This is a genomic window from candidate division WOR-3 bacterium, assembly GCA_029858255.1.
In the GTDB taxonomy this organism is placed as follows: Bacteria; Hydrothermota; Tepidihabitantia; order SM23-42; family SM23-42; genus SM23-42.
Genome location: JAOUFJ010000002.1, coordinates 1 through 19,321 on the forward strand (window position 1 = coordinate 1; position 19,321 = coordinate 19,321).

Annotated in this window: 10 protein-coding genes; 3 read left to right on the forward strand and 7 right to left on the reverse strand. The window is 47.4% G+C overall.

All coding sequences use genetic code 11. The features are described from left to right. Positions 1–241: 241 nt before the first annotated feature. Together OEV79_01155 and corA are read right to left on the reverse strand one after the other, a co-directional pair. Positions 242–613: an endonuclease domain-containing protein gene (locus tag OEV79_01155; GenBank protein MDH4210044.1), complete on the reverse strand. Its 372-nt coding sequence runs from the start codon at positions 611–613 to the stop codon at positions 242–244. A gap of 221 nt (positions 614–834) precedes the next feature. Then, entirely contained in the window at positions 835–1,899 is a 1,065-nt protein-coding gene (corA, locus tag OEV79_01160; protein ID MDH4210045.1) for a magnesium/cobalt transporter CorA, read from the reverse strand. Positions 1,900–2,003: 104 nt separating this feature from the next. On the opposite strand from corA, the gene OEV79_01165 reads away from it, so the two are divergent. Genes OEV79_01165 through OEV79_01175 form a run of 3 tightly spaced genes read left to right on the forward strand, consistent with a single transcriptional unit; the run spans position 2,004 to position 5,682 of the window. Further along, a complete protein-coding gene (locus OEV79_01165) occupies positions 2,004–3,719 on the forward strand; it encodes a TrkH family potassium uptake protein (GenBank protein MDH4210046.1) in 1,716 nt (571 codons plus the stop codon). Between the two features lie 10 nt (positions 3,720–3,729). Then, positions 3,730–4,431, forward strand: coding sequence for a TrkA family potassium uptake protein (locus tag OEV79_01170; GenBank protein ID MDH4210047.1), 702 nt, complete (start codon positions 3,730–3,732; stop codon positions 4,429–4,431). Further along, entirely contained in the window at positions 4,432–5,682 is a 1,251-nt protein-coding gene (locus tag OEV79_01175) for a PAS domain S-box protein (GenBank protein MDH4210048.1), read from the forward strand. Between the two features lie 64 nt (positions 5,683–5,746). Here OEV79_01175 and OEV79_01180 read toward each other — a convergent pair whose 3' ends face one another. The 5 genes from OEV79_01180 to OEV79_01200 form a co-directional block, all read right to left on the reverse strand. Further along, positions 5,747–6,295 (reverse strand): macro domain-containing protein, encoded by a 549-nt coding sequence (locus OEV79_01180; protein ID MDH4210049.1) that lies wholly within the window; start codon positions 6,293–6,295, stop codon positions 5,747–5,749. Between the two features lie 10 nt (positions 6,296–6,305). After that, positions 6,306–6,830: a 2'-5' RNA ligase family protein gene (locus OEV79_01185; GenBank protein ID MDH4210050.1), complete on the reverse strand. Its 525-nt coding sequence runs from the start codon at positions 6,828–6,830 to the stop codon at positions 6,306–6,308. Between the two features lie 98 nt (positions 6,831–6,928). Beyond that, complete coding sequence (gene pbpC / locus OEV79_01190; GenBank protein MDH4210051.1) at positions 6,929–9,163, reverse strand: penicillin-binding protein 1C; 2,235 nt, start codon at positions 9,161–9,163, stop codon at positions 6,929–6,931. Positions 9,164–9,168: 5 nt separating this feature from the next. Next, positions 9,169–14,895, reverse strand: a complete 5,727-nt coding sequence (locus tag OEV79_01195; GenBank protein ID MDH4210052.1) for an MG2 domain-containing protein — start codon at positions 14,893–14,895, stop codon at positions 9,169–9,171. 284 nt (positions 14,896–15,179) lie between these two features. Beyond that, the gene (locus OEV79_01200; GenBank protein MDH4210053.1) at positions 15,180–19,085 is read right to left on the reverse strand and encodes an FG-GAP-like repeat-containing protein; all 3,906 of its coding nucleotides are present in this window, start codon (positions 19,083–19,085) and stop codon (positions 15,180–15,182) included. Positions 19,086–19,321 lie beyond the last annotated feature (236 nt).

Genomic DNA, 19,321 nt, shown 5'->3' on the forward strand with positions numbered 1-19,321 from the left:
AGGGGATCAACTCACTATTCATTCACCCCCACCTTTATCCTCCCCCATCAAGGGGAGGCAGGTTAGTAAATGATAGGGGATCTACTCACTATTCACTCACCCCTACCTTTATCCTCCCCCATCAAGGGAGAGGCAGATTAGTAAATGATAGGGGATCTACTCACTATTCACTCACCCCCACCTTTATCCTCCCCCATCAAGGGGAGGCAGGTTAGTAAATGATAGGGGATCTACTCACTATTCATTCACCTCCCTTTGATGGGAGGGGATCATGGGGAGGGTGAATCGCTTTGACTATTGACTCTAATACACCGTCGGTATTCCTGAGCACATCATTGTTCCAAAACCGTAGAACAGTATAGCCTTGTTTTTTGAAGAAATCGTCCCTTGCTTTATCGCCCTCTTCTTCGGAATGCTGTCCGCCATCGATCTCAATGATAATCTTTTTCTCATAACAAGCGAAATCAGCAATGTATTTGCCTATTGACTGCTGTCTGCGGAATTTTAGACCCAACTGTTTGTTCCGTAATCTGTTCCACACTCTTGCTTCTGCTTGAGTCATGTTTCTACGCAATTTCTTGACAATAGATTTCCTTCTTGCGTTCAGTTTCATACTCACCCCCACCTTTATCCTCCCCCATCAAGGGGGAGGAAGATTAGTGAATGCGAGGAAATATAGTGAGATGGGAGGACGTCTGGCTACTTCTTAATACCTTCCTTGGGTTTGTAAGGTTCGCTCATCCTGTTACTCTCGTTAATTTCGTTAGGTTCGTTAATTTCGCTAGTTCCTTTTCTCATCTTCATATCCTCTCATCTTCTCAACCTCTCGGTTGTTCAGAGCCAGTGTTTTCTTTTGAAGTAAATCAACATTGAAATTCCGATGCTGGCCATGATCGCCAGCACGCCGAAATATCCCCACTTCCAGCCAAGTTCGGGCATAAACGAGAAATTCATCCCGTATATTCCTGCGACAAAGGTCAAAGGAATGAAGATCGCGGCGAATATGGTCAAGACCTTCATCACTTCGTTCATCCTGTTACTGATGCTCGATAAATATATGTCGAGCATTCCAGATACCATGTCGCGATAATTCTCTATGGTATCGATGACCTGGATAGTATGGTCGTATACATCACGCAGGAATATTTCGGTGGATTCCTTTATGAGACTCGATTCCTTCCGTGACATGCCGCTTATTACCTCACGCAGCGGCCAGACCGAGCGCCGTAAGAATATCATCTCTCGTTTCAAATAGTGAATAGTCTGTAGTGTTTTCGCATCGGGATTTGCTATGAGGTCTTCCTCCAGCCCTTCGATTTTGTCACCGATCTTCTCAAGGATCAGGAAATAACTGTCCACGATAGAATCCAATAAGGCATAGGCGAGGTAGTCGGCACCCATTTTTCTAATGCGTCCTTTTGCATTTCTTATGCGTTCCCTCACCGGATCGAATACATCACCCTCCCTTTCCTGAAAAGAAATGACATAACTCGGACCGAGCACGAGACTGACCTGTTCAATTCTTATTACATGTTCTTTTTCATCGAATGAGAGCATCTTGAGCACAAGGAAAAGGTAATTTTCGAAATCCTCGATCTTAGGTCTTTGTTCTGCATGCATGATATCTTCGAGCAAAAGGGGATGTAAACCATAGTTATTGCCGATCTTTTCTATGATATCGACGTCATGGATACCATCGACATTAATCCAGGTTACAGTTGGTTTGTCTTTGAAAGGAAAGCATTCCTCAACTTTCGCGATTTCTTTTGATTCAATGGCGGACTCATCGTAGTCAATTATTGTGATCTTGACCTTTTCTGTCTGTTTATCCCCTACATGGACAAGCGTACCGGGTGGTAGCCCAGCTTTGCGTGCTTTTCTACTGCCGTATTTGGGCATCCTCACTCCTTTATAGATTATATGCACAGTGTAGATGAAATCAAGGTTTTACTGACAGAAACACGTTCATTGACAATGGACGAACCAGAAATATACTATCGGAAATGAAGTGGTGGCTAACGCTACGAACTATCAAAACCGGGACTAAAACGCCGGATTGGGTTTTCAAGTATAAGAAATATGTCTACGGTGTAACTTTCTTCGCACTCTTTCTGATCATTATCCAATCGGGACTGAGGTGGCAGCTGCCGAAAGTACTTGCAGCTGCATCGACGATACTGGACTATGTAGTGTTTGCGGCCTATCTTTTTGATGCATTGCTGAATTTTTACTACACCTTTCCAAAGAAGCACTATCTGCAGAGGAACTGGCTTGATCTTCTGGTCTTTGTGCCATTTGTTTTGAACATAGTGACACCGCGTGCAGGTGTCGGTATCATTGTCATACGCAATATCGCCGTTATCGTCAAAGCCTTTACGAGAACCAGAAAATTCTCGAGCCTGGTGCGCGGTGTTCGTTTCAACACTACCCAGGTTATTGCGTTGAGTTTCTTGGGAGCGATCCTCGGTGGTACCCTGCTCCTTACCTTTCCCGCGGCCACGACCGATGGACGTGGCGCGACCTTCATAGACGCGCTCTTCACGGCAACCTCGGCCACGTGTGTGACCGGTCTCATCGTTCAAGACACACCAACCTATTTCTCCGGTTTTGGACAGATGGTGATACTGGTTCTAATCCAGCTTGGCGGACTGGGTATCATGTCATATTCGGCCTTTCTTGCCTTGCTCTTCGGTCGGTTTACGCTCGGTCAGAAGGGTATGCTGCAGGATATGATGGATGAGGACAGAAATGTTTTGAGCATGATCATATATGTGTTCAAGATGACCTTCGTGATAGAGTTTGCAGGCGCAGTCGTTCTCTTTCTACGGTGGGTGTTCGTTTTCAAAGACCCTCTCCAATCGATATACATTAGCGTATTTCATTCTGTTTCTGCCTTCTGCAACGCGGGTTTTTCTCTGTTCTCTGACTCGCTGGAAGGTTATATCGGCGACCCGTTGGTCAACTTCATAATCATGGGATTGATAATCTGCGGCGGTATTGGCTTCATAGTAGTTTACGAGATTACGCAAAGGATCAACAAACCGCGACGTTTTCTGTCCACTCACTCAAGATTGGTCCTGACGACATCAGCGTTGCTTGTGATTGCGGGATTCATAGCCTTTTTCTTCTTCGAGTTCGACGGTGCATTTCTGAATTATCCCGTTACTGCCAAGATCTGGGGTGCACTGTTTCAGTCGGTGACGCCCCGAACTGCTGGTTTCAATACTATCCCGATCGCATCACTATCCGCGATATCACTTACTATCATGATGATACTGATGTTCATTGGCGCATCGCCCGGTTCAACCGGTGGTGGGATAAAGACGACTACCTTTGCCATACTACTGTTGTCGCTGAAGAACATACTACAAGGAAAAGCAGATATAGAAGTGTTCAAACGGACTATTCCAAGCACGGTAGTCTATAAGGCGCTTGCCATAGTCGTGGGTACCCTATTGCTCCTTACGTCGGTTTTTCTACTGTTGCTCGCTTTCGAGAACAAACCTTTTCTGCCGCTGCTCTTCGAAGCAGTGAGCGCTTTTGGAACAGTTGGACTGTCTATGGGGATCACACCGGATTTGACAATTATCGGTAAACTGCTTATAATCATATTGATGTATGGCGGCAGATTAGGTCCTCTTACCCTGGGTTTCGCCCTGACGCGCGTGCTGAGGAGAGAGAAGATCGAATACCCCGCAGCAAAGGTCATGATAGGCTAAAGGAGGTAATATGGCGCAATTCGCCGTTATCGGGTTAGGTGCCTTTGGTAGAAAGGTTGCAGTAACCCTTGCGGAAAAAGGCGCAGATGTCATCGCCATCGATAAAAACCGGGATAGTGTTGAGAGCATCAAAGAACAAGTATCAGCAGCGATAGTACTCGACTCGACAGACGAAGATGCGATGAAGGCTGCTGAAATCCAGGACGTCGATGCCGCAGTCGTTGCGCTCGGAGATAATCAAGAAGAAGCCATACTGATCACCGCGATCCTGAAAAAATTGGGCATATCCAGGATTTATGCCCGTGCAATCAATCAACTATATGCGCATGTATTGAAATCGGTCGGCGCGGATACGGTCATTGTCATTGAGGAACAGATGGGTGAAGACCTGGCAAAAAGGTTGCTGTCGCCCGAGATTTATCAACATGTGGTTCTTACCACGGGTCATAGCCTCGTCGAGATCGAAGCCGGACCCGATTTCATTGGTAAGAGCCTCAGGGAATTGGACTTCCGCAAGAACTATGGACTGAATATTATCGCCATACAGCGGAAAGTACCCAAGGTCAATGAAGACGGAAAAATAACACACACAGTTGAGGTGAACGATGTTCCGGGCCCGGATGACAGAATTAAAAAAGGTGATATTCTTGTTGTAGTAGGCGCAGATGAGAATCTTGAGCGGATGAGTATCTCTCAGAAGGAGAAAAAATAATTGCTGTCGAGCAAGGGTAAGATAAGACTCGTTCTCGTGGTCGCAGTTTCTCTTTCACTCGGGACTGCGCTCGTTTCACTGTTGTACATGAATGCGATGATCTCGCGCATCAACCAGATCACACTGAGGGATGCCAAACTCGTTGATCTGGGGCGGGATATTTCAATTAAGATACTCGACGCCCGCAGAGAAGAAAAGAATTTCATAATCTATTTGGATTCGACCTACATCGGACAGGCCTTCAAGCTGATCTCACAGATCGGTTCTAACGTGGAGGATGCAAAAAGGATCGCTCCAGAGCATGCGGGCAAACTGGATTCGATCAGTCTCTTCCTTGAGAATTACAGGAGCGATATCGCGGTCCTTGCAGCAACATTCCAGGAAGACCCGCGGGCTTTATCCATGTTACAGAGACAATTGGTCGACTACGAAGAACAATTGAAGAAGACAGTTAGTCGCAGCTCGAAGGAAGATTCCTTACCCGCCTGGTTGTCCGATCTGAATGTACTGACGCTCGCTGCAACGACAAAACTCTCGACAGAAAAGGCACGTCTGCTCACCGAACTCAGGGAAACGAGCACAGCCGTTCTCAGCCTCTCCGGACAGATTGTGGCGCAGGCACAAACAGATCTTGCCAAGCACAGCGAGGAAGGAGTTCGTTACGGATTCAAGGCACAGCGAAACACCCTGACGATTTTTATTATTACGTTGCTGCTCCTGGCATATTTGATAATATATTTCCCCAGATATGTGTTGCTGCCCTTCCAACGGATAACAAGAACATTAAAAGCAATAAGCAAGGGCGACGCCGGACTCAAACTCGCCGGGATGGAAAAAGGCGGCGAATTCAGTGAATTGTATAATGCCTTCCAAGATGCGATATTCAATCTAAAACTATATAATGATCTGAAAACAGAGAGAATTGTCGAGCTTGAGAAGCAATTCCGTAGTACCATTGAAGAAATGAAAGAAGCGTGTTTGGTCCTGTCCTACGACCTGAGAATTGTCTACGCCAACAGCGCGGCCACGAATCTTCTCGGTATGGATGAGGAAATCATCGGGAAGAATCTATCTGAATTGCCGGCATTGTGGAAAATCCTCGAATCGCCTTTGACATCGGCGGATAGTCAGCGACGGGTCGAAACGAGCGGGAGGATCAAGAAATCAGATCTGCGCAAGAGGAACATAACAGTTATCTCATTCCGCAGCAAAGCAAATGATGCCACGATGAGGGTGGTCATAATCAAGTAAGGTTAACTCAAAGAACTTCAACCAGCTCAATCACCGGTGAACTCTATTTTACAACGTGCGAAATCTACATTTTTCGCGCTTCTGCGAGAAGAAGCAGCAAGAATTCTTCGAAGACTTCGCGATGCTCGTTAGTATAGAGCACGAATCTTACTCGCCTTACATAGCGTAGTCCAGGTATTGATTCCAGAATAGTCCTGACCGCAATCTCAGCTGCCGCTTCGAGTGGATAGCCGAATGCTCCGGTGGAAATTGCCGGAAAAGCTATCGAGCCCATCTTGTTCTGCTCGGCGATATTCAGCGAATTTCTATAGCAATTAGCCAGCAACACAGCAGCCGGTTCATCGTGTCCATACACGGGCCCGAGACAGTGTATGATGTTTTTGTTAGGAAGCTTATAAGCACCCGTGATAACAGCCTCGCCCGGTTTGATCGGTGCGAACTTCTCACACTCGACGGTCAGTGCTGGTCCTGCCGCGCTGTGGATCGCACCGGCGACACCACCACCGCTCTGTAACCGGGCATTTGCGGCATTCACAATTGCATCTATGCCCTTCTGGGCGGCGATATTGCCTTTTGTAAATTCAATTGTGACACCACTGACCATCTTCTTCATCAAGATCTCCTCAAGTTAATGAAATCGTGTCATGTATACGCCAGCCTGCATCCTCAAAGACTGCGTATATCACGCGTTCTACAGTAAACTGTAAAGGTTTGAGCTGCTTTTGTACCGTTGCCCGGGCTTTTAACAGGTCCTCAATTTTGTCAAAAGCACCTATGGTAAGGTGCGGCACGTAGGCAAGCACAGAAGGGACGATGTATTTAGCGAAAAGACCATGCATTCTCGTATTGATCTTTATTAGATTGCCACCATTTTCGGGTTTCAACCAGAGTATAGATTCATCGCGGACAAAGGTTCCCAATTCACGAAGCTTGATTTCAAAGGGCTTGATATCATTCAATTGATTCTCGATATCGCGGCGCGATTTGTTCCAAATCTCTTCTGGTATGAAAGGGTACAAAATCGTGATATGCGGTGTTATCATACTCTCGTAGGCTTTGAATACACGCCGCCACATGTTTATCTCGTTTCTTATTTCTGGAGGGGGTATTACCACCAATCCTGTTTCGTTGTCCCTTGGTTCTTTCATAATTAATATATTACATTTAACTTTAAGGGTACCATATAATCCGTTGTTTCACATGATTAGATGCGATAACTTCATGCAAAATCTTAATATTATTCATTTCAATAAACAGTAAAAGCGATCCGGTCATTTGATTCGTTATCTCCTTCTTTGGATAACGCTTCGAGAATATGTTTACCCCGGGTTGGTTGCCACAGGAACTCAAATGGGGACTGTTCAATCGCGATCGCTTTGCCGTCCAAGATCAGTCGGACTGATTCTGTGGAGTCAACTGTTCTGATCCTGAATCTGATGCTCTGTGATGCTATAGATACCTGAGGATCGATCCTGAAGACATCACCTTCTCCCGGATTGAGAATGGTCAGTGTCCTTGCGGTCTCGTGTGCGTTTACTCCGTTTCTTCTGTGAATTGCAGCCATCGATCTATCTTGTTCAATCCCGCGGCAACTATCGACTGGAGAAGTTCCCGGAAGAAAACTCTCTTCGATCTGATTGGGACATGTGGTACGCGCGAGGGCTCCAGTACGTAAGCAGATGTGTCTTTTCTCCAGTGTGGTCGGAGGACTGAATGCTGTCGGGTATTCATCCCTGTGTAATTCGATCATGACGTCACGGAATAAAGGCGCAGCGCCTGTTATGCCGGATACACCCTGCATGGGCGCGCCGCTGAAATTACCCACCCACACCCCCACGACGTAGTCGGTAGTGTATCCAATGCACCAGTTATCGCGGTAATCCTTGGATGTACCGGTCTTTACCGCACAGACAAACGGTAAATTCAACGGACTGTCCGTTCCAAAAGCTTTGAACCTGCCCGCGTTGTCGGAGAGAATATCGCTGATCAGATAAGCAACCTCGGGCGAGAACACGCGCTCATCTGTGTTTGTGTCGGGCGCGACCGCCTTATCTCCGCGACTGTAGGCTTTACAGACAAAACGAAGCTCTCCGATACGACCTCCCAGCGCAAGTGCACGATAAGCATTGACTAATTCACTGAGCGTGACCTCACCTGCACCAAGACTCAGCGACAAACCATAATGCTTAGCACCTCTATCCAGACCATTAAAACGGAGTTGCTTCAGCAGAGTGTAGAACCGTTCAATCCCAAGTTCTTCGATAAGGTAAACCGCAGGTACATTGAACGATGATGCTAATGCCTCACGCAGTCGAGTTGGACCATGATATTTCTGCCCGTAGTTCCTTGGTACGAAATTGGTGCCGTCATGGAGGCGGAATTCAATGACCGTATCCGGTAAGAAATCTACTAAAGACATACCCGATGTTAAAGCCAGCGCGTAGAGGAAGGGTTTTATGCTTGACCCGGGTTGTCTTGGAGAAATACAGCCATTGACCTGGCCTTCCTTTGCATCAAAATAGTCCTTGGACCCTACCATGGCCAGGATCTCCCCGGTTCTGACACTAGCGACCATAACTGCTCCTTGATTCGCACTGTAGCCACGCAGTGAACGAAGCGTAGTGCTAAGCATTTTCTCAAGGTCGGTCTGCAGACCCAGGTCGATCGTTGTCATGATTCTTGTGACATTATTCATACGCATGGTAGAAATACGGGTAAGTACATAATCGACAAAATGAGGCGCTTCGAAATTGATCCTACGGTCTACCAGGTTGATTTCCTCTCGTGACGTAATATCGTGAGTTTCAGCATCAATGAAGTGTTGCTCAAGTAGATAGTTTAGCAGTCTTTTGCGTGCAACATCTACGCCTGCAAGACTAGTATAGGGATTCATGAGCGCTGGTGCCCGGGGAATTACCGCAAGCATACAGGATTCGCCATAAGAGAGATGGCCGGCGCTCTTTCTGAAATAAAATCGCGACGCGGCTTCGACCCCGTAAGTCTGATTACCATACGGGGCCCGGTTCAGGTAGATCTCCATTATCCGTGACTTTGTAAGGTGTAGCTCCATTTTCAATGCATAAATTATCTCCAATATCTTGCTTAGCACGCTCCGGCTCTTGAGATTAAGGCACATCTTTACCACCTGCATGGTGATGGTCGAGCCGCCTGATACTATCTTTCCACGTGCCATGTTCAAAAAACATGCTCGGATCAGTGCAAAAGGATCCACGCCATGATGGAAGAGAAACCGTTTATCTTCCCTGAGGATCGTCGCTTTTATCATAGAAGGTGAGATGTCGTTGATTGATACCCAGACGCTTGTTTTGTAGTCGTGCGAGAGCACCTCGCGTAGCAGTTCGCCGTTTCGGTCGCAGATCTGCTTTGAGCAGAAATCCGTTGGATAAAGTTGGTTTGAAGGAAGCGGTACTATGATAAAGATAACCAGTGCCGCAAACAGAACCGATAATGGATACTTCATTTCCCTTACTGTATGGTCACGTGACCCTGAGTTGAATTGCCGAACACTTCAGGTGAATACATTTCCTGCACCTGGGTCTGGGGACGGAGGAATTTGCCCTCGGATGCCGCACGCACAAAATATATCTTCGTGTGCTCACCAGCGAAGAGTTGTTCGGCGAAGAACAACACTCTATCATCATAGAATTCAGTATGGTCGAATCCACCCCACCAATGCCCTCTCTCCTCGTATCTGGCTTCCATATACTGTTCCCTTACGCCACGTGATTCCGTTGCCATGAAGGACTGAATCGGGGTGAAACCTGCAGGCACGGGATCTTCAACAACTGCGAAGAGTCTTGTTTCCGGAGTGACGACGTGGACGACAACCTTATATACGTCTCCTCTCTTGAACCGCCGCACGGGTTTGTCATCGACTGATAGTATTTCCTTCCAGACATAGAAGCCCCCGTCATAGGGGTACGGCTTTTCTGCCAGAGCGTATTTCATTCGTAGGGTGTAATAGACGCGACCGCTGCCATCCTTTATTATTCTAACCGGAAGAATGGTATCCTTCGGCACATGGTCGAGTGATATATTGAACTTCTCAGGCGCCAGATTAGTTCTGCCCTTGAAGGATTGCTTCACCAATTCTTCCACGCCAAGAAGTACACGCGCGGTGAAATCGGGAACCTCCCGTTCATATTTTTTATAATAGGTCAGGAAAGCATCAAAAACGAACGCGTTCTCATGAGTGGTTGGTTTGGTGCTCTTTGCTCTCTCCTGCACGAGCCAGCTCATCACCTCGCTTGAATACGGAAAGGATATGTCCAGTTCCATGAATGCCTGTATCACTGCGGCGGTAACCTTCGCTGGTGAGGGGAATGTCCACCCCCGTCCCATGCTTTCTTCAAAATGCGCGCTGGTATGCGATAACTTAATCTTGTTGACGAGAATGGCTCGCAGTTCGTTCTCGAAATTATTACCCATATCGAGCATGCGGCCTGCTTTGAGAAGCATTACCTTGCCGAATATACCCAGTTTATTGCGCCGTTCAAAGAGACGCGCAGCATACGCATGTTCATTTGTTCCCCAGAGCGCAAGAGAATACAGACAAAAGGCCTTCGTGGTCAGACGCGTATCTTCATCATAGGGATAAGTCCAATCGACATCCTGCCACCGTAACACCTCGCGCAAGAAACCAACGCCTTTAGTGACAACCTGCTGATCGACATGATAGCCTGCTTCCCTTGCACGGTGAAGAACATACAATGTATATGCCGACAGGTACGGACATGGAATGTTGGACTCTTTGAAATAGACGAATCCGCCATCACCTTTCTGGTATTCGGGGACCTTATTCAACACGGCTTGAACGGTGTCACGCAGTTCTTTACCAGAAACCGGTGCAAGCTTGAACTGGTCGATCAATTCGCCGCCTGTGATCAGTGGAAGTATCTTGGAGAGTATTTGCTCAAGGCAGTAGTAAGGGTAATTCCAAAGGAAATCAATACCCTGGTCCATGCCGGCAAGGAACGTGGGTGATAACGATATCTCGATTCCACCCAGGTGTTCGTCGATCTGTGACGGAACGACTATTGCCTCAAGCGATGAATCGATGGTCGAACCAGAGGTTGCCACGGCTTCAAACAGCGGTGGCATGATGACCGGTATTTTGAGTTTTAACGCATCCTTTTTATCACCCATACGGGATTTGAATTCGAATGTCGCTTCGCCAGCATTGCGTGCGTTGAACCTGAAGAGTATTTCTGCACTGCTATTCGGCATTAGGGTCATTTCCTGCTGTTTCGGCTCAAGTTGCTCAAGCCCTGATACGAGGCACTCAACAATGGCTTTCTCTTTCTTGTCAGTACGGTTGTGCAAGACGACCCCAGCCCTGAACTCGTCACCGACGCGCAAGAATCTTGGAATCGATGGAGTGATCATGAAAGGCAGGCTGACGACGAGCGTCGATTCAGCAGAGCCGAATTGAGAGTTTGCAGTCTGTACCACGGCCATTATTCTGAATTTCGTCAGATTGTCTGGTAGTTCGAAACGCACTCTGGCTTTACCATCGTTGCCCGTTCTCAGATTTCCTTTGTAGAATGCCGTTGCAATGAATTTTTCACGGTAAGCAACACCTTCGGCAAAGGCGCCTCCTCCACCTCTTTCCTCGCCCTTCTCGCCGTAGTTACGCTCACCGAGTATATTCACTCGTGATTCGATCGTCCTCACCGACAGCGACCTGGTGCCGTAGAAGTGATCGAACGGGTTTGGTGTCCTGAAATCTATGAGGTTGAGAACACCAAGGTCAACAACGAAAAGGGCAACGTCGCTGCCTGCTACGGTTTTGCCATTGTTATCTTTTACTACAAGATCCAAAGCAACAGTATCGCGTGGCCGGTAGTCCTTTCGATCAGGACTGACGCTCACCTGTAATCTCTTCTCAACGGCGTTGACCATCAGATTCAGGTACCCGATCTTGAATTGAGGTTTACCAAGGTCCTGTTCCTTCTCTTCATCCCAGGATAGATCCTTGACGCGACCCCGAAGCAGAGACACGCAAACATATATATTGGGTAGATAATGTGATCTTATCGGCAGTTCAATATAATCGGCGTTACCTCGCAGTACCTGAGTGAATCTATCGATGACGAGTTCCCTCTCGACGGTTACGAGGCATCGTGCGGAATCATAGGGTGATTTGACAAGGATGCGTGCAGTATCTCCGATCTCGTATTGCTCTTTATCGGCAACCATTTCTATGATATCATCATCCCGCATTTCCCAACCCGCATGTCCACGACCTGCCACGTAGTAATACCTGCGTGTGCTCGAAATCCTGCCCCGGTCATCCTTGCCATAGGCACGGGTGTAGTAAAAGCCCGGTGCATCGGGTATTACCGCGACGAACGTCTTTTCACTGCTCTTGATCTTGTGACTGGAAATCTTCGTGTCGACTTGCTCGGAAACCCACTCATATCGACCGCCTAGACGCGCTTTCTTTATCGACTTCCACTCGCGCCTGAAAACCTCCACGATAATGTTGCGACCGTCGACCTTTTCACCTGACGGTTTCACCGTTATGACATCAAGCTTAACGGTATCATCCAGAACGTACACGTATTTGTCGGTCTTCAATCCGATAAGATATTCAGCATTCAGCGCAAGCCAGTTCTGCTCCTTGCTTACCGTGGTCATATTTGGGGCCGTCACCGTTCCTTCCAGATAGATCAGTGATGGTGAGTAAATATCCTTTTGCGACAGCCGGGCCGATGCAGCATATTCACCTTTCTGATTGAGCTTGCCGGTTCCGGAACCCAGCAGTTCGCGCTCACGGTCTGCGTCGTACTCACCGAATACGTACCCCTTATGCGCGGGAAAACTCAGCCGATAGTGACTTCGTCTGATGCTCCAGGTGACTGCAGCATCTTTCATCGGCATGCCAAAGAGATAGTTGCCTTGTATTATGCCATTGAAGGATTCACCGGCGATAAAAGTATCCTTCTGTGCTGTTACATTGACCTCGAATTCTGCAGGCCGGTAGGCTTCAACCCTGAACGATCGGAAGAAAGAGACCGGTTTGCCCGGAAAGGTCACACTCACTGAATAGACACCGGTAGGCGCATCATCTTCCAGAGAGATATTCTCAACAAACGAACCGTATCTGTCTATTTGAAGAGTATCGACGATCATCTCTTCGTCACGTGCGTCGCGTACTTTGAAGACGACCCGGTTCACGTCAGGAATGACCCACTGACCTTTTGTTTTCTTTCGTATAATGCCTTTGAGGTGGACGGATTCACCTGCACGGTATAAACCCTTTTCGGTGAAGATGTAAGCCTCGTATTCTTCGGGTTGCGCGTACCAATTATATGAGATGTTAAATCGCCATGGGTCAATACCGAAACTCCACTGGTTTGAATATACTGCAGCGTCATTTGCTAACGACAGGGTCAGCCAGAATTTCGGTTCATCGTATACTGACCATTCATAGGACTCATATTCGCTTTCGCTCTCATATGATACAGGTGGTGAACCAAGACCCAGTTCATACCAACCAGGCGATTCGCAGAATCCGTTCGAGTCTGTAAATCCTTCCCAGAGTATACGGTTGTCATTATTGCGGATCTGCACCCTGACACGATGCAGGGGTCTCGTATCATAAAGCGAAGTTGCCCAAATGAGATTATTCTCGGGCGAATATTTCCAGGTAACACCGATATCGCTGACCTCAACAAATGCTCTTGAATAACGATAGCTTGTACTGTAACGGCTCTGCCCCAGATTATCAAGCTGCATGAATACCAAACCGTTCCTTGCATCACCCAGGATATCGGTCAGTTCAACCGGTACGAGCATCTGCTGATTATGGAAGTTCTTCCGCGAGTTAATATACCAGTTACGGGATATCCGGAAGAAATCACTGGTTCGTGGAATGAATTTCTTGTTTGACCAGAAAAGTTCTGGTGTATTTAGGAATGGCACTGCTTGGTCGATACCCAATTTCGCTAATTGAACATACACACTATCGACATTGACAACTGTAATAGGAAATCTCAGGTCGCTTTCTGCCTCGACAAGGTTTATTCCAGTCGGCATCTCGACATGCGGTGTGAAGTCACCTCTCGTGAATTTGAAGCGGTACTCGTCGTCAAGCCGATTCCCATAAATATCCTGCAGATCTTTACTGATACGTATATCGTGGTCTTTGCCTTGGACGAACGGCAAATAGAGGTATATCTCGTTAGTTGACCATTCGTCGTCGCTGTATTCTGGAGGGATCTCGACCGCAGGTTCTACCGAGATATTCTTCACCAGGTCTTTCATGACCACCCGATTAGAAAAACAAAGCTGCAGGGCTCCCTCCCCAGGTGTAGTACGATTGAATCCGATCAGCGCGAACTCGTTATACGTATTGAATCTAATAATATTTTCATCTTCAGCGCCGAGGTTTCCATGTTTAGCGAGCAGTCCAGGATGCAGAACAACTTCGATCTGAGATTCCACAGGCAACTTCTCTTTGGGGACGAGTACGAGTGTTGCGGAATTCTCCCATTGCTTGAGAGGATATTCTTCCTTTTCATCATCGCTCAGATTACGTACTTTATAGGACAATTCACCACGGAAGTGCGGCGTTCCGGATTTCACCTGGCCGCACCAGACCCGTGATGGCATGCCCCTGGTATAGTATATCTTCATCTTGTCACGAACCCTGTCAGGTGACATGTCAGTATTGAAATTCAGGTAGATGTTCGCGTTCAATTCAATGAACTGCGCGTTGTGATAAGGAACAGATGACAACAGCCTTGGCCGTATGCTCTCGAACGACCATGAGGTATCCCGTAGAAGGGCCATGCCGGTAAGTGATTTGATCTTCTCTCTGTTGAGTCTCACAGTGAACTTCGTGGCCGATATAAGTGTATCATCGGGGATGAACGCCAACGTGCGGGTGCCCATCCACCGGTACTTACCGCGCAGCTGTGGCTCGATCTTCAAAGGACCTGACTTTTCATCTTTATCGATTTGCTGCAGCGGTATCATTGGTTGGTTGAATCCGACAAGAATTTTGAATGTCTCGAGCGACCCTTCTGTTTTTCCTAATGGTGAAATATGCGTGACCTGGAGGGGAATAGTGTCTCCTGTTAGAAGCATACGTTGAGTCACTATATCGATTTCTTCTTCTCGACGTCCGCAGATGACAGTTGAAAGAATAATACATACGACAAATAATGCAAAGATCGGTTTCTTCATATGACCTCCCGGGCAAGACCATTCTTGCCAGTTATCTTGGATAAAATCATGTGTTGGCTCTTTTTATCGAATTTTCTATGTCATCCATGACGCAATGGTGTCAAATTACAGATAGATTATAGATTAAAAGGATATCAAGTCAATTGTCTCCTTGATTAAACGGACAGTGTAAATAATCTTGCGAAATTCACTCAATGAATAACATCACCGTCCATACTTCTTGTTGCCGGGAATGGAATATCATCGTGCCGTGTTATCGATGGTATTGGTGATCGTTTGGGTATCTACCTCACAAGTATGATCCCTTTAGTGAATGTCGTGTTGCCAACGTTCAATTGGCAGAAAAACACGCCATTCGGTACTTTTCTATTCAGATTATCTGTGCCATTCCACTGAATCTTTCCGGAAATGAGACCGGAATATGAGGATTCCGTGAATTCGCTGACAAGACGCCCTGCGATATCAAAAATCTTCAGGTGCACCTCTTCGCCGAGCGCTTTCCGTTTGTCTATCTGGAATTCGATATTCACAATATCGCAGAAAGGATTCGGGTATACCTTGAAGAACGAAACGAATTCGGTGCTCTTATCTTCGGTAATACCCGTTCCCGTATTGTATAATACGGTCACGGTGTTTGAGGAGTAATCGCTGCATGCTATTTCCAAATCACCGTCGACATCATAGTCACCGGGTTGAATACCCCAGGGGTTGTTCCCGACCTGATAAGCCGAAAGATCCGTGAATGTCCCACTGCCATTATTGAGCAACACTGCTACTGTATCGACGCCGTTAACACTTGTTGCCAAATCTATGTCGCCGTCGCCGTCAAAATCGCCACCGTTGATATATCGTGTTTGACTGCCGGTTTGATAGGCAACCGGGCCGGAAAACGTTCCATCACCGTCATTGAGTATCACAGTGATGTTACTACCGCCGTAGTTAGCAGTCGCGATATCAACAAAACCGTCAGCATTGAAATCATTGGCGAACACGGACGTTGGGCTCTCGCCCACCGAAAAGTTTGCGAGATCGGAAAAATTACCATTGCCGTCATTATGCAGTACGGAGACGTTATCATTACCTGAATTGGTAATCGCGAGGTCGAGATCTCCATCGTTGTCGACGTCGCTCACGACTACCCCTCGTGCCCACGTTCCTGCAGAATAGGTATATGGTCCTGAGAGACTTCCACTTCCGCTGTTAAGCATGACCCGCACGTTATCGCTCGAACCCCAGCCATCGGTCATAACTACATCGACATCGCCATCCGCATCAAAATCACCACCGGCAACATGTTGGCCGAGAATGGCGGGAGCGTACGTGGCGAAGACAGTGAAGATGCCGCTGCCATCGTTCTTAAGAACCAGCAGATGCGATGTTCCCGGCTCATTATGGGCTGAAACCAAATCGATGTCACCATCCCCGTCCAGATCGGCACCGAATAGAGCCATAGGATCATTCTGAACCGCGGTGTATGAAGGTGCTGAGAACATCCCACTACCATCATTGAGTAATATCGCAATGCTGTTCGGATTTGAGGTCGTTGCAATATCAACGTCACCGTCCGCGTCAAAATCGCCTGCAAACATGCCGCGGGGTTGGCTGCCAACCGGAAAATTCAGCGGGGAGCCAAAAGAACCATCCGAAGGCGTAGTGACTTCTGTGGTAAAATTCCACACAAAACCCTTCAGGTAAACACCTATGAGGGCTTGAATTTCCCGGGTCAAACACGCATTGATCACCTCACCATCAATGAAATCAATACTTGGGTCGAAAGTGGCGGTCGATGTGACACTCGAATAATTGATCGTACCTTGATGAGGACCTGACTGTGCGCCGTACACAATATAAGTTGTATCATTAATAGTTGCGGCGCCGACCTCGATATTAAACGTAGCCGCAACGTCAGTAGACTTCGATACATCGAGTTTATTTTGTTCTGGTTCGGTGGTCGTAATGAGAAGGGCACTCTCGTTGAGTAATATCGACACGGTGTTGACCGCAAAATTGGGTGTCGCCAGGTCCATATCCCGATCCCCGTCAAAATCAGAAGCGGCAAGCGCGTACGGGGCGCCATTGGCAGGGTAATAATTGGCTGGTGTAAATGTACCGTCTCCATTACCCAGCAGCACAGCAACGTCATTCGATGCACCATTTGCCGTACACAAATCACTGTGTCCATCACCGTCTACATCGAAGGCGATTATTGCACCAGGGTCAAGTCCCACAGCATAGTAACTGATCGGGCCAAACGTTCCATCTCCATTTCCCAATCGTATCGAGATATTGTCGGAACCGGCATTAGCCATTGCGAGATCCAGATGGCCATCTTCACTGAGGTCGGCGGCGCATAACGAGAGCGGCGTAGAACCTGCAGCATAATTGCTTGCAGTGCCAAAATTGCCATCACCTTCGCCAAGCAATATCGATATATTATTGGTACCAGCATTCGCTGCGGATAAATCCAGTAAACCATCATTATTAAAATCGACGCTGATGAGTGATTTCGGGGTTGTGCCCACTGGGAAATTGACAGGACTGGCGAAACTGCCGTCCCCGATACCCATCAAAACTGAGACGTTATTAGAAACGGCATTTGCCGTTGCAATGTCAACGTGACCATCGGCATTGAAATCACCGTAACAAAGTGAATATGGTTGGCTGCCGGTTGAATAATATGTAGCCGTCTGAAAAGTGCCATTACCGTTACCCAGGAGCACCGATACATTATTGCTATTTGCATTTGCACTGACCAGGTCAACATTACCGTCTCCGTCTGCATCAAAAGCCTCCACTGCTGTAGGGTTTAAGCCGACACCGTAGGCGTTTTGTGCGCCAAACGTACCGTCACCGTTACCGAGTAGTACTGACAAATTGCTGCCATCGTAGTTAGCTGTTGCCAAATCAGAGTTGCCGTCTGCATCAAAGTCACATGATACGATTGAATGAGGGGCAGTGCCGGCGGGGTAATTCGCGCTCAAGGAAAACATACCAGAACCGCTATCGACCAGACACGTGAACTGCCAGACAAATCCTTGCAGTGAATCGCCTGTCGTCGATTGAATGCCGTCGCCGAGTAATACCGTAACGATTTCCCCGCATTTAAAATTCTGCTCAGGATGGACGTTAATCATCCGCGCAGTGCTATCGTACGAAAGACTTGCTGAGTGCAATCCGGTCAGGTGACCGTTCAGTACAACAGTACTTTCGCTGAACGTAGCATAGTCCATATCGATATTGAACATTGCGGAGACATCGACCGTATCGACAACATTCAATTCGTTCTGCATGGGTATCGTCAGGATAACTAATGGAAAATCTGTCGTCGCCTCGGGACCACCGTAAGCACCCATGTCATTCCTCGTACCATCAGGGTCATCGTATTGAAGTAGAGGATTGCCCGAGTCGATGCAAGGAGATGCTGGTTGAAGATGATAATCGCCCAAAGGCTCGTCAACATAAAGGGGGTTTGCAGAGATGCATCCTTGCCCTGGGGAGCAATAGTGGTAATTCTGCCCGTTATTCCATACATCGTTGTACGTGATATCCGTCGGGACGCTGGTATTCACAACGCCGATTCCGTACGTAGTATTCCCCGTCACGATGTTGTTCATGACAATTGGTTGATACCCGCCGCTGTCATATATGCCGTTATTGTTATTTGCTATTGTGTTATTGACGACTGAGGCATCAGTACTCAGACTGACACCCGTGTAAGTATTGTCGACCACGATATTGTTGTGTATGTATGCGTTAGCCCCGTTCCAGGTGACGATACCGAAATCATTTCCTTCGACTCGATTACTGCTGAGGTCGGGTGAAGCACCACTATTGCAGAAGATTCCGGCTCCACCGGGCATTGAACCGCCAGAATGTGCACCGGTTACGGTGAACCCAAGGAATTTGGTAGTATTCGTGATGTTATTACCTGATGCAAAAACCACATCGCCAGCGTTTCCTCCACCATCAATGATTGATCTGCCTTCTCCTGCGCCCATAATAGTAACACCGGCTTTCAGTGTGATCTCTTCATAATATGTACCCGGTGCTACTAGAACAATATCGTTGGCAACTGCCGCGTCTATCCCTGCCTGTATGGTGGGATAGTCACCAGGCACTTTGATTATTCCTCCCCGGATTTGTCCAGGAAGAAGCATAATCACAATGAACGGAATAAAAATTCTACACATCTCCACCTTCCTTTTTATTATATCGCAAATGCACTTCTCGATTTACTCAAGTTGTCATAAATATCCAATTTCTGCGCTCTTACGACAAATTGTACTCTGAATTTGCAGTAAGTCAAACCATATGATGCCCGCAACATACAGGGCAAGCATTAGAAGTCAATCGGAGCGTTGTTATATCTATTTACCCTCCCTTGACGGGAGGGGTTCACCCCGCCTTAATCCTCCCCCATCAAGGG

Coding starts and splice junctions, on each gene's coding strand:
- pbpC (MDH4210051.1), bottom strand. CDS start 9,163: ATGAAGTATCCATTATCGGTTCTGTTTGCGGCACTGGTTATCTTTATC.
- OEV79_01200 (MDH4210053.1), bottom strand. CDS start 19,085: ATGTGTAGAATTTTTATTCCGTTCATTGTGATTATGCTTCTTCCTGGA.
- OEV79_01165 (MDH4210046.1), top strand. CDS start 2,004: ATGAAGTGGTGGCTAACGCTACGAACTATCAAAACCGGGACTAAAACG.
- OEV79_01155 (MDH4210044.1), bottom strand. CDS start 613: ATGAAACTGAACGCAAGAAGGAAATCTATTGTCAAGAAATTGCGTAGA.
- OEV79_01195 (MDH4210052.1), bottom strand. CDS start 14,895: ATGAAGAAACCGATCTTTGCATTATTTGTCGTATGTATTATTCTTTCA.
- OEV79_01180 (MDH4210049.1), bottom strand. CDS start 6,295: ATGAAGAAGATGGTCAGTGGTGTCACAATTGAATTTACAAAAGGCAAT.
- OEV79_01170 (MDH4210047.1), top strand. CDS start 3,730: ATGGCGCAATTCGCCGTTATCGGGTTAGGTGCCTTTGGTAGAAAGGTT.
- corA (MDH4210045.1), bottom strand. CDS start 1,899: ATGCCCAAATACGGCAGTAGAAAAGCACGCAAAGCTGGGCTACCACCC.
- OEV79_01185 (MDH4210050.1), bottom strand. CDS start 6,830: ATGAAAGAACCAAGGGACAACGAAACAGGATTGGTGGTAATACCCCCT.